Raw genomic sequence first — 12978 nt, 5'->3', positions numbered from 1 at the left:
TGGCATCAGGCCGCGACTTCCTCGACCACATTGCAGATACGATCGACCACAGCATTGACTTGATCGGAATTATCACCCTCCGCCATCACGCGGATCAAAGGCTCTGTACCGGATGCCCGTATCACCAGACGCCCTGTACCGATCAGCTCTTTTTCCGCTTCGGCAATAACTGCTTTCACCCGTTCGTCGTCGAGCGGTTTGCCACTGGAGTAACGGACGTTTTTTAGCAATTGCGGTACCGGATCGAACAGGTGCAGCAACTCGCTCGCCGCCTTGCCGCTATCCACCAATTCCCGCAAAACTTGCAGCGCGGCAATAGTGCCGTCGCCGGTCGTGCCATGATCAAGCATGATCAAATGGCCCGATTGTTCGCCGCCAACGTTGAACCCGCCTTTTCTCATTTCTTCGAGAACATAGCGATCTCCGACCTTGGACCTCACGAGGTTCAATTTCTCCGACGCCAAAAACCGTTCCAAACCCAGATTGGACATGACCGTCGCAACAATGCCATTACCACGCAGCAGGCCATTGCGGCTCCAGCTAGACCCGATCAAGGCCATAAGCTGGTCGCCGTCCACAATCTTGCCCTTCTCGTCCACAACGATCAAACGATCCGCATCGCCGTCCAGCGCGATACCGATATGCGCGCCGCTGGCGACCACGGTTTCCTGCAATACCGCGACATCGGTTGAACCGCATTTATGATTGATATTCTTACCATTGGGATTAACGCCAATGGTCACAACTTCCGCACCCAATTCCCAAAAGGCTGAAGGGGCGACCTGATAGGCAGCACCATTGGCACAATCGACCACCAGTTTCAGCCCGTCGAGCCGGATATGGTCAGGCAGCGACATTTTAACCGCATGAATATAACGCCCGCGCGCATCTTCGAACCGCTTGGCACGGCCGATATCTTCAGCCGCAGCCAATTTGGCGTCTTCCGAGAGATAGCGTTCTATTTTCAGTTCATCTTCATCGGATAGTTTGAAACCGTCCGGTCCGAATAGCTTGATGCCATTGTCATAATAAGGATTATGGCTGGCCGAAATCATCACGCCCAGATCCGCGCGCATCGACCGCGTTAGCAGTGCCACGGCAGGCGTTGGCATCGGGCCAACTTGCACCACATCCATGCCCACGCTAGTAAAACCGGCCACCAAGGCGTTCTCCATCATATAGCCGGAAAGCCGTGTATCTTTACCAATAACAACCCGGTGGCGGTGGTCGCCGCGCAAAAAATGACGGCCCGCCGCCTGCCCGACTTTCATCGCGATTTCGGCGGTCATCGGATGTTTGTTCGTTAATCCGCGTATCCCGTCTGTCCCAAAAAAACTTTTCGTCATAACAGACCGCATTCTCCAATTAGTGCTGCCGCCAAATTAGAGTTGGCGTTGTGCTTTATGAGGCCTTAGCCTCTGCCCCCAACGGGATAAAGCCGAAACAGGGGCATATACGTAAAATGATCGATATTTTGAGCGAGTTAATCGGTAGCATCGCCGCATTTGTTTTCTCAAAAATCCCGTTTTTTGGCTCTGAAATCCCCTGGATTGTGCTCTGGCTCGCTGTTCCTATGGTTCTGTTCACGCTCTGGCTGGGCTTTATAAATATCCGCGCGCTGCCGCTATCTATCCAGATCATACGCGGTAAATTTGATGATCCCGAGGCACCCGGAACAATATCACAGTTCTCTGCGCTCACCACCGCGCTTTCCGGCACTGTGGGTTTGGGCAATATAGCGGGCGTCGCCATTGCCATTGCTACCGGCGGACCCCGCGCAGCTTTTTGGATGTTCATTATCGGTTTTTTTGCGATGACTCTGAAATGTGTGGAAGTCACCTTGGCGCTCATGTTCCGCGAAGTTGATCCATCCGGTGCCGTGCGGGGCGGGCCGATGTATAGTTTGAAAAACGGATTTAAACAAAAGGGCTGGCCAAAGCTGGGCCTTTTTTTGGGCGGCATATATGCTGTGCTCACTATATTTGTAGCGATACCGATGGTGCAAGTGAACCAGAGCCTCGCGACCGTTAGTGAAGTTTCGGGAATGCGATCCAATTTCGATAACAACCTGACATTCGGGGTCATTATGGCCTTTTTTGTCGGGCTGGTGGTCATTGGTGGTGTCAAATGGCTAGGCCGCGTGACGTCGATCATGGTGCCGTTAATGGCGCTGGTTTATTTATCGGGCGTGGTGACCATCATAGCCGTTAATTTTGCACAAATTCCGAACGCACTCGCATTGATCGTGAGCGATGCATTTTCAGGCGAAGCAGCCGCTGGCGGCGTGATCGGCGCCTTTATTATCGGGATGCAGCGCGCCGTCTATTCTTCCGAAGCCGGTGTTGGGACGGCGGCAATCGCCCATTCCCAGGCGCGGACCCACGACCCCGCATCCGAAGGTATCGTGGCGCTAATGGAACCGATGCTGGACACCGTGATCATTTGCTCTCTCGGTGCCATCGCAATTGTCCTTGCCGGTACGTGGCAAAGCGATGAACAGGATATTCGAATTACAGCCGCCGCCTTTGCCCAAATTTCAGACTGGTTCCCGTGGTTACTGACCATCGCAGTCCTGCTTTTCGCGCATAGCACCTTATGCTCGGTCGGATATTACGGGCTGCATGCTTATGAATATCTGGTCGGCAAAGGCAAAGTCCGGTCGATGATTTTTAAAATTTTCTATATCGGGATATTGCCCCTCGGTGCCTTGCTGGAAATTGCAACGGTCATTGATTTGGTCGATAGCGCGTTCTTTCTTATCTCGATACCGAATGTCATAGCGCTTTATCTCTTTGCGCCGGAGATTAAACGAGAGCTATATGGGTATCTAAAGCGACAATCGGAGACGCAAGATGAAGTATCGCAAACTCGGTGAAGAACTCGAAGTATCGGCCTTAGGGCTTGGCTGTATGCCGATGTTCGGTATCGGTAGCGGCATGTATGGCAAAGCCGATATGGCTGAAAGTCTTGCCACGCTTGATCGTGCAATCGAATTGGGTGTCACTTTTTTTGATACCGCCGAAGTCTATGGTCCCTATAAAAATGAAGAGCTTTTAGGTCAGGCGATCAGAGGACGTCGGGACCGGTTGATCATCGCTACTAAATTTGGATTTGATCTGAGCAATCCGGCAAAAATCGGAACCGATTCTTCGCCAGAAAATGTCCGCCGCGCCTGTGAGGCTTCGCTCCAACGCCTCGGCACGGATGTCATCGATCTATTCTATCAGCATCGGGTGGATCCCAAAGTGCCGATTGAAGACACGGTAGGCGCGATGGCCCGATTGGTGGAAGAGGGCAAGGTTCGCTATTTCGGCCTTTCGGAAGCTGGTCCCGACACGATAAAGCGCGCCCATGCCGTCCATCCGATTGCGGCGCTGCAATCGGAATATTCGTTATGGGAGCGCGGGATTGAAGACGAAATCCTGCCGTTATGTCAGGATTTAAATATCGGTTTCGTACCCTATAGCCCATTGGGCCGCGGTTTTCTCACCGGACAGATAAGCAGCCGTACAGATCTGGACGCGGACGATTACCGTTTGAACGATCCACGCTATTCAGAGGAAAATTTCGACCAGAATCTGAAAATAGTCGAAGTCGTTAAGCAGGTCGCAGAACGGCATGGCCGCTCCCCTGCTCAAATTGCGCTGGCCTGGCTTTTGGCACAAGGCGACTTCATTGTGCCAATACCCGGATCAAAGCGGCGCGCGACGTTAGAAGACAGTATGGCGGCGGTTGATATTGCTCTGACCGACACTGATCTGGACGAACTTGAAAAGGCAGCACCGGTCGGCGGCACCTCTGGCCAACGCTATGGAGATGCGATGATGTCGATGGTTCGGCTTTAATCGAAGCTGTCGCCACCGCCGGTTTAGGCTGTCCTACACGAGCAGCTTTATGATAGGATCAATTGTTCTTTCTCAATTTTAAATCGCTATCATTTGGTTAAAAACAAGGCCTGATTAGTGTGAACTTTGTGAAGTTTACCATCGTTTTAATCGCGTATTTACACCCCAGCTAAATGATCGCTCATAGGGTGTAATTTGTGTGAACTTTACCCCTGAATTGTCCGTCTATAACCCAACGCAACAAATCCGCTATCGATCATAAGCCTTGGGCAATGCGCCGGGTGCAGGATTGCGATAGCGCTCACGCAAACGCTCTTGCCGATTGGATAAAGATTGCTCAACACCGTCAATAAACACAGTCTCTACCTGCGTCGATAATTCCAGTGGATCGCCGGTCCAGATAACCACATCCGCCTGGCGTCCGGCCTTAAGCGATCCTAATTGGCCGCCCATGCCCATAATCTCTGCCGGTTTAGAGCTGATCGCCGCAAATGCGTCATCCCAGCTAAGTCCAGTCGCGCGCGGCATTTTGTTCAGGGCAACCAGATTGCCTGCATATTGCATCGAATAGCGTAATTGATGGGCATCATTATCGTTAATCATACCAATGGCGATTTCTACGCCTGCTGCTTTCATCCGGCCGATATTGGACTGCGTCGCGGACAGATTTTCAAATCCATAAGGCAGATCACTCAGCGCAGAAGCCAGCACCGGCACTTTCGCCGCCGCAATCTCGTTAGCGACCCGCCAGCCTTCATTTGCCCCGACCAGTACCAATTTCAACGCCGGAAAATCTTTCCGCAGGTCGAGCACTTTCAATATGTCGTTGGCGCTCTCAACATGGACCAATAACCGCGTCGAGCCATCAATCACCGGCAATAATGCCTTGGCATCGGATGCCTTCAACAGGTCACTGTCAAACAACGCCGGACTACGCGCATAGGTGCGGGCCTCGTTTAACATCGCGCGGAATAATATATGGGACGCAGACCGGCTACCCCCTGCCCGTCTGTGCCCCGTTTCGCCCAATTCGACAAATTGAAAGGCCTGCGCTTTGGTAATGGGATTGCTGTCCTCACCCAGATCGACAATGGCGCCATAGCCGCCGAAAATAGATTTACCCGTGCTCGGGGAAACCACCGCGCGGGTCACACCGGCGGCACGGTTTACGGCCACAGGGGCAGCGAACGGATTAACCGCATATTGGATATCCAGCGCCGCAGAGAAAACAGAGCCGTCCGCAGCGCTGTCATTGGTTTGACTAACTGCCTCCACTTCGACCAGACCGACGCGGCTAAAGCCCGCAAAGATACCGGGTGTTACCCATTTGCCAGCAGCGTCAATGCTGCGCGCATTGGCTGGAATAGTGACATTGGCACCGGCCGCAACAACACGGCCATCACGAATAAGGACGGTTGCATTTTCCATCGGCACACTGCCATCACCAACGACGACTTTACCGCCCGTTATGGCAATAGTTTCAGCAACCACGGGCGATGCCATTAAGGCCAGAGACGAAACGAGAATATATGCAAAATGCTTCATTTCACATCTCCTTCACCCGGTTGACCCAATTCAAAGTCGCTTACCGGACGACGTTTTGGATCATTAGCATCATAGAGCATGGCACCGTCGATCCAGACTTTTTCGGGTCGGGCATAAACGCTTAAAGGATTGGCGTTCCACAATACCACATCGGCCATTTTACCGGCTTTCAGGCTTCCGGTCTGGTCAGCGATCCCCATCGCTTTGGCGGGATTATAAGTAATCCACTGGATCGCCTCGGCATCGGTAATTTCTATACCCATCGCTCGTCCATCCGCCAGCGCCTTAGCGGCCTCCTGATTAAGCCGTTGGATCTGGTTTTCATCATCCGAATGGATAATCACGCAGGCTCCGGCCTGCTGCAACAAAGCGGCATTTTCGGGGATTGCATCATATGCTTCCATCTTGAAGCCCCACCAATCGGCCCAAACGGCGGAACAAATTCCTTCTTTCGCAAGGATATCCGCGATTTTATAACTTTCGACGGCGTGATGAAATGCGGTCACTTTATATCCAAACTCCTTGGACATATCGATAATCTGGTTCATCTCATCGGCGCGGTAACAATGGTTGTGGACCAGAATATCACCTTCCAGCACACCAACCAAGGTCTCCATCGCCAGATCTCGCTTCGGCGGCTTTCCGGCCTTTATCTTCTTTTGATAGTCCTGCGCATCAATCCATGTCTGGCGGTTTACGGCAAGGTTACCCATCCGTGTCGATGGCATACGGTTGCGGCCGCCATAGACCCGCTTGGGATTTTCGCCGCAGGCCATTTTCAGGCCATAAGGCGCGCCCGGAAATTTCATCGCCTGCACCGTTCGCGCTTGCACATTTTTAAGCGTTACCGACCGCCCACCGAAAAGGTTGGCTGAGCCGGGAAGTATCTGGAGCGAAGTAATACCGCCGTTGACCAGCGCACGAGAGAAACCGGGGTCTTGCGGCCACACGCTATGCTCGGCCCAGACTTCCGGCGTCACTGGCGACGTTGCCTCATTGCCATCACTATGCGCCGCAACGCTAGGCGTTGGATAATCGCCCAAATGACTATGCACATCGATAATACCCGGCGTCACATATTTGCCGGTGCCGTCAATAATCGTGCTGTCAATCGGAATTACAGTATCCGGCCCACCCACGGAGACAATCTTACCGGCTGACAGGAAGATGGTACCGTTATCGACTTGCTGCCCTTCACCATCAAAAATAGTCACACCGGTGATGACAATATTCTCTGATGGATAGGCTTTATAGGTCGACGGGAATGGAGGCTTAGCGGGGCTCTTTTCAGAACTACTCGCTGACGCGCTCGCTGGACCGGTTTTAGCCGCAGTGGCCGCACAGCCTGTGACCAGCGCCCCGGCAGCAACTACTGCCAGAATAGCCTTTAACTCCATATTCTACCCCTACGCTAAACGTGTCCGATATTAAGATTTCGTCGTCGGATGAATGCCCGCAGATGCTGGTTCACCAAATTCACTTTGACCTTCAAGATCATCGCCAAGATCATCGTCCGCCAACGTATCAAGATGCATCAGCTTCTTGACGAGCGGTGAAATAACGATGACGCCGACGCCAACCCCAACCGCTACCCAGCCCACTGTCGAATAGACTTCCAGCACGCGGTCAGGCCCGGCACCTTCCGCGCCGACAGCAGATGCGATCAAGCCAGCGGCAAAGTTACCGGTCGCCGAGGCAAAGAACCAGGTACCCATGATCAGGCTCGCCATATGAGCAGGTGCCAGACGGTTCATCGCACTCAGACCCACTGGGGAAAGGCAAAGCTCACCAGTTGTGTGGAGCAGATAGATCAGGAAGATGAAGATAACCGGCGTCAAGCTTCCAGTACCAGCGGCCAATGCACCAGCCACCAGAACCAGAAAGCCTGCACCAAGCTGGATCAGGCCCAAACCAAATTTAGCCGGAGCAGAGGGTTCCAGCCCCCGCCGTCCTAATGCGGTCCAAATAATGGCGAAAACAGGCGCGAGAAGCACGATGTAAATCGCATTGATCGATTGGAAAACAGATGCAGGTACCTCAATACCGAATAGATTTCTATCGACGCTGCGATCTGTAAACAAATTGAGCGATGAACCGGCTTGCTCGAACAGCGCCCAGAAAAGGATGGAACCAAAGATCAGGAACATTGCCGCAAAAATACGGTCACGATCTTCCTTCGCCAGTTTAGCCACAGCAGTATAAAGAACATAAAATACCAAAATAGCCCCGGCAATTCCGAGCAAGGAGCCGACCAATGCCTGATATTGAATCAAGACCCAAATCAAACCCACCGTCGCAAAGCTCAACAGATAGAGCAGCCATTCAAATTTAATGCCGCCCACCTTATTCTCAAGGCGCGCAGGATCCGAAGGTTCTCCGCGACCAACCAACAAGGGTTTGCCCCAAATAAACACGATCAGACCAAGCAACATGCCAAAACCAGCGGCACCGAAACCATAGGACCAGCCGTAGGTCTGACCAAGCCAGCCAGCAATAATCGCGCCCATAGCGGCGCCAAGGTTTATGCCCATATAGAATATCGTATATGCAGGATCCCGGCGGATATCGGTTCGAGAATAAAGCTGACCGACGATCACTGAAATATTCGCTTTAAGAAAACCAGAGCCAACAATGATAAACGCCAATGCTAACCAGAAAATATTAATCGCCGCCCCTTCTTGGCCGCCGGTTCCTTCGAAAGCCATCAGGAAATGGCCAAAGGTTAGTAATAATGCACCAAAGGCAACGGCTTTGCGTTGACCCAAATATCGATCAGCAAGATAGCCGCCAACCACAGGAGTAATATAAACAAGGGCGGTATAGGCCCCATAGATTACCGATGCTTCGCTGTCAGAGAACATCCAATGCTGGACGAGATAAAAAATGAGCAAGGCACGCATACCGTAGTAGGAAAAACGCTCCCACATCTCGGCAAAGAAAAGAACAAAAAGGCCTTTTGGATGACCGAAAAATGTCCCTTTGGCATCTCCGGATTCTTGGTACGCACTTGCCATAACAATGGCCTCCCTATCTCTCTGGTGAGCAGTCTACGCGGCTCGGTTGATCTGCACACTAATCAAAAAATGTCGCGTGTGAAGCATATTGTTACGTTTGCGACCAGTTATTGATCAAAAATCTACTTGTAATGCAACGGCGGCGTTGCGAGATGACAACCATGTTCAATGATCTTTCCAGCCTGAATGGCTATTTAAAATCCCGGCGCTCCGGTCGTCCACGCGACATGATTGCTCCCGGGCCCAGCGATGAGCAAATTGAAGAAATTGTTTCCACGGCCCTGCGCACGCCGGACCATGGCAAACTGGCTCCTTGGCGCGTTGTTCAGGTGGATAAAAATCAACGCGGACTATTGGCTGCAGAGCTTATCAAGGCATATCAAGCAGAAAAGCCCATCGCCGGACGGCTAGAAATAGAAGCTTTGGAAGCGATGGCGCATCAAGCCCCGACCTTATTGGTGATAGTTTTCTCTCCGGTTACATCGGTTAAGATTCCTTTTTGGGAACAAGAACTGAGTTGCGGGGCATTTTGTATGAATATTCTTCATGCCATTCACGCGCATAATTTTGTTGCTGGCTGGATTACCGGTTGGCCCACCTATAGTGACGCTGTTCGCAACTTATTTGGCCAAGCGCCGGAACAGATTGCCGGATTTATCTTCGCTGGCTCGGCGAATTGCGACCTTGTCGAACGGCCCCGCCCTGAATTACAAAAAATCTTGTCCAAATGGAATTACGAACTTCTCGCCTGACCAGTTTCATTTAATACTAAACCTAAGAGAAAAAAGACTTTTTCCTTGCCTGCATCGCTGTATTATGGCAGTGATGCAGCATGAACAATGCAAGCAAACCTGTCTATTTGAAATTGCGGGATATTATCTCCGAATCAATACTTGATGGCGAATATGGCGAGGGTGATATGTTGCCCTCTGTACGTGCTTTCGCTGTGGAACAAGGCGCTAATCCGCTAACAGTTGCAAAAGCCTATCAGGGGTTTCAAGAAGATGGCCTCGTCACGGTGAAGCGCGGTGTTGGCATGTTTGTGGCATCCGGCGCAAAAGCAAAATTGCGCGATGCACAGCGCGCGGACTTCATTAAAAATATTTGGCCTCCGGTGGAGCGTCAAATGAAACGGCTGGATATCAAGCTGAATGAGCTGCTTGAGAACGAGGCCTGAATTTCAAATTACGTCTTTTCAGCCATCCGCTCCTGCTTGAGGGCCGCAGATGCTTTTGCGAGGCTCAGACGATAAGCGGCGTTTCCAGGCGAAATCATAACAGCCTTTTCAATCAAATCACGCGCATCTTTGTTTCGGGAACCATCCATCAATAGCGCCAGCCCGTAAAGATGAGATACGACCGGACTTGATGGCTGCACATAATAGGCAATACGTCCTGCAGTGATCGCTTTTTCGGATTGCCCAAGGCCCGTATAGGCTTGGGCTAATCCCGCCATAATCAAAGCGTCATTATCACCAATCCGTTTTCGCAAATTCTCTAATATACTGCGTGCAATAGCCCAATTTCCAGTCTCCAGATGCTCATAGGCCATCCAACGTAGACCTGCGACGTTGATAGGATTATAGCTAAGATATTGCGCCAGTACTTTTCCTGATCGCTGCATCTCGCCTTTAACCCGAAGCGTTTCCACGATACGAAGCATCACAGACTCAGAAAACTGAATCTGTCGAGCGATTTCAAGAGCGGACATAGCTTCATCATATTCGCCGAGAGCCAAAGCTGTATCTGCTACCAGAATATGCGCGTCACTTGCTCCAGGATTACCGCGTTGGAGACGCTTGGCCTGATCAAAAGCAATCGTAAAATCACCGTGATTATAAAGGGCGCGGATATACGGAATAAGGGCACGAGCATTATTCGGATCTCGATCAGCCTCCGCTTGCAATACACCTATTGGGACATCCGTCGCAAAAGCAGTTTTTTGGCCCACATCATGGAGTGCTGCGCGGTTCAACGCATTAACGGCTTGCGGTCGCTCACCGGCATCCTCCAAGGCGCGCCCCGCTAACCAAAGCGCGTAAGGATCGGCACCGCTATTGTTCACTTGGGACGCCAGCACATCAATAGCATCGCTAGAATCTCCAGCTAGATAGAGAGACCTCGCCAATAGATTTTGCGCCTGCCGGTTATCGGGTTGAAGCGTGACCAGACGCCTAAACTTGTCGATCGCGGCATTATAATTTGCTTCGCTATGCTCGATTACACCCTGCACCAGAAGAACTGCTGGCACATCATCCAATCGGCCTTCAGTTTGTTGCATGAGCGTGCGCGCAAGCGGATAATCACCTGCCCGCGCAGCCAAAACCGCCTGCATAAAAAAGGCTCTCGAGTTTCTCGCATCAAGGGAAATAACCTTCCGAGCGACTGCCAACATATCGGACATCCTACCCATGTCGCCCAGCGTCGCCGCATATTCTGTCAATAGCGCAACGTCATTGGGATCGATTTGTAGCGCCCGTTCAAACCATGGCAAAGCGGCCCCAAGGCCAAATTGAAACCGCAACAGCTCTCCGCGATACTGCAGCGCACGGATATTATTCGGTTCTAGCCGTACCGCTTCATCCACTGCCGCAATAGCTCCGGCCTGATCACCGGAGCCTGCGCGGAAATGAGCAATATCCACCCATAGATCGGGATTTTCCGCATCAAGTTGGATCGCGCGGTCAAAAGCCTGTGTCGCGAGTATGTCGTCGCCGGTTTGTAAAGCGACCCGACCAACTATCCGGGCTGCATAAGCTTGATCCTGCACAGGAATATCACGCGCAAAAAGCTGTTCCTTGGCTTTGTCCCACTTGCTTTGCAACTGTAACGCATGCCCGTATAGATGACGTACTTTTGAAGGATCAAGTCCCAGCGCAATTGCCCGATCTAACTCAGCCTGAGCGCCAATGCCGTCAAATAATTTCAACAATATCTCGGCCTGCAACACTCGCGGATCAGTCCACTGTGGATCAGCCTTAATAGCATTCATCAATTCTATGCGGGCAGACCGAACGTCACCGCGAGAGCGATAATCTTGAGCTTTGGCAAAGGCTTTCATAGCCCTGTCATTACGTTCGCTTGCCGCATTGGTTGATGATAACCCTGTCATTGACAGCGCCAACAATACCGCAAGAATCAGAAGTCTGGAGTTCCACTTAGAGAAGTCCCGAAATAAGCTCCGCACAGTCTTAACTAGCCTGTTGCAACTGATATTGTTTCAGTAAATCATAAAGGGTCGGCCTGCTAATCCCCAATAGTTTGGCGGCGTTTGAGATATTCCCATCCGTTTGTGAAATAGCCCGGATGATAGCTGCTCGATCAGCAGCCTCTCTGGCTGCTTTTAGGTTCAACAGCTCTGTAGGCTCGTCTTCGTTGACTTGGAGATCCAAATCGCTTGCAACAATCATCTTACCATCTGCCATGATCACTGCGCGCTTTATGCGATTTTCCAATTCCCTCACATTTCCGGGCCATTTCCATGCTTCCAGCGCAGCAAGCGCATCAGGCGCGATACCTTTCACAGCTGGATTAATCTCTTCAGAGAATTTTTTCTGAAAATGCCGCGCCAGCAAGCTGGTATCACCGGATCTTTCCGATAAAGTCGGTATTTTAATCACGATTTCCGCCAAACGGTAATATAAATCTTCACGGAAGCTGTTGGCCGCAATCATCTCGTCGAGATTTTGATGTGTGGCGCAAACAATTCTCGTATCAACCGCGATTGTTTTGCGACCACCGATACGTTCGATCACACGCTCTTGTATAAAGCGCAGCAGTTTGACCTGCAATGGAAGCGGAATATCGCCTACCTCATCAAGGAACAATGTCCCGCCATTCGCTTGTTCTATCTTTCCTTCCGTCATTTTAACAGCGCCCGTGAAAGCACCTTTCTCATGACCGAAAAGTTCAGACTCCAGCAAATTTTCAGGAATGGCTGCACAGTTTATTGCAACGAAAGCATTCTCGCGCCGATTGCTCGAGTCATGCAAACCGCGAGCAAGTAACTCTTTACCCGTACCGCTTGCACCCAAAAGCATCACCGATGCGTTAGTATTTGCAACGCGTTCAATCATCTGCGCAACTTTGAGCATTTCAGGAGCACCTGTAATGATCTGTCCCAATATCTGATGGCTTCCATCATGTTTTGCAGCGAGATTGGAATTTTCAATTTCCAGCTTGCGAACATGGAAAGCCCGGCGAACGATTAGACCTAATTCATCGATATCTACTGGCTTGTGATAAAAGTCCCAAGCGCCACCTGCAATAGCACGCAGTGCGCTTTCTTTCTCGCCATGTCCCGAAGCTACAATGATTTTAGTATCGGGTTTCAGGCTGAGTATAGCATCCATTGTTGCGAACCCCTCGCTCGTCCCATCCGGATCTGGAGGTAAGCCAAGGTCCAACGTCACAACATCTGGTTCCTCCGCACGAAGCATATTTATTGCAGTTTCCCGGTCGCCAGCAACAATGACCTCAAAATCCTCATAGGCCCACTTAAGTTGCTTCTGAAGTCCAGGGTCATCCTCCACGATCAGCAGCTTCTCTAGCGGCTTTTTTTCCTTTCCTGACATA

Annotated in this window: 10 protein-coding genes; 4 read left to right on the top strand and 6 right to left on the bottom strand. The window is 51.3% G+C overall.

Annotated features, from left to right (window positions below):
* Window positions 1-5: 5 nt before the first annotated feature.
* Entirely contained in the window at window positions 6-1346 is a 1341-nt protein-coding gene (gene glmM / locus V7676_RS09265; RefSeq protein ID WP_335659402.1) for a phosphoglucosamine mutase, read from the bottom strand.
* Window positions 1347-1462: 116 nt separating this feature from the next.
* Here glmM and V7676_RS09260 point away from each other — a divergent pair, with 116 nt between their 5' ends.
* Both V7676_RS09260 and V7676_RS09255 read left to right on the top strand, forming a co-directional pair.
* Window positions 1463-2875, top strand: coding sequence for an alanine/glycine:cation symporter family protein (locus V7676_RS09260; RefSeq protein ID WP_335659401.1), 1413 nt, complete (start codon window positions 1463-1465; stop codon window positions 2873-2875).
* A complete protein-coding gene (locus tag V7676_RS09255) occupies window positions 2853-3845 on the top strand; it encodes an aldo/keto reductase (protein ID WP_335659400.1) in 993 nt (330 codons plus the stop codon). The genes V7676_RS09260 and V7676_RS09255 overlap by 23 nt, the downstream gene beginning before the upstream one ends.
* A 249-nt stretch (window positions 3846-4094) precedes the next feature.
* On the opposite strand, the gene V7676_RS09250 is transcribed toward V7676_RS09255, so the two are convergent.
* From V7676_RS09250 to V7676_RS09240, 3 genes are read right to left on the bottom strand one after another with little or no spacing between them, the layout of a single operon-like run.
* Window positions 4095-5390 (bottom strand): amidohydrolase family protein, encoded by a 1296-nt coding sequence (locus V7676_RS09250; RefSeq protein ID WP_335659399.1) that lies wholly within the window; start codon window positions 5388-5390, stop codon window positions 4095-4097.
* Window positions 5387-6787: an amidohydrolase gene (locus V7676_RS09245; protein WP_335659398.1), complete on the bottom strand. Its 1401-nt coding sequence runs from the start codon at window positions 6785-6787 to the stop codon at window positions 5387-5389. Before V7676_RS09245 ends, V7676_RS09250 begins: the two co-directional genes overlap by 4 nt.
* 30 nt (window positions 6788-6817) lie before the next feature.
* Window positions 6818-8404, bottom strand: coding sequence for a peptide MFS transporter (locus V7676_RS09240; protein WP_335659397.1), 1587 nt, complete (start codon window positions 8402-8404; stop codon window positions 6818-6820).
* A 161-nt stretch (window positions 8405-8565) separates the two neighbouring features.
* Here V7676_RS09240 and V7676_RS09235 point away from each other — a divergent pair, with 161 nt between their 5' ends.
* Both V7676_RS09235 and V7676_RS09230 read left to right on the top strand, forming a co-directional pair.
* Complete coding sequence (locus V7676_RS09235; RefSeq protein ID WP_335659556.1) at window positions 8566-9156, top strand: nitroreductase family protein; 591 nt, start codon at window positions 8566-8568, stop codon at window positions 9154-9156.
* Window positions 9157-9236: 80 nt separating this feature from the next.
* Window positions 9237-9581: a GntR family transcriptional regulator gene (locus tag V7676_RS09230; protein WP_335659396.1), complete on the top strand. Its 345-nt coding sequence runs from the start codon at window positions 9237-9239 to the stop codon at window positions 9579-9581.
* 8 nt (window positions 9582-9589) lie between these two features.
* On the opposite strand, the gene V7676_RS09225 is transcribed toward V7676_RS09230, so the two are convergent.
* Together V7676_RS09225 and prsR are read right to left on the bottom strand one after the other, a co-directional pair.
* A complete protein-coding gene (locus V7676_RS09225; protein WP_335659395.1) occupies window positions 9590-11515 on the bottom strand; it encodes a tetratricopeptide repeat protein in 1926 nt (641 codons plus the stop codon).
* Between the two features lie 79 nt (window positions 11516-11594).
* Entirely contained in the window at window positions 11595-12977 is a 1383-nt protein-coding gene (gene prsR, locus V7676_RS09220) for a PEP-CTERM-box response regulator transcription factor (RefSeq protein ID WP_335659394.1), read from the bottom strand.
* Between the last annotated feature and the right edge of the window lies 1 nt (window position 12978).

The organism is Parasphingorhabdus sp. (assembly GCF_036963805.1).
Classification (GTDB): domain Bacteria; phylum Pseudomonadota; class Alphaproteobacteria; order Sphingomonadales; family Sphingomonadaceae; genus Parasphingorhabdus.
This window is presented reverse-complemented; position numbering and strand designations above follow the sequence as displayed.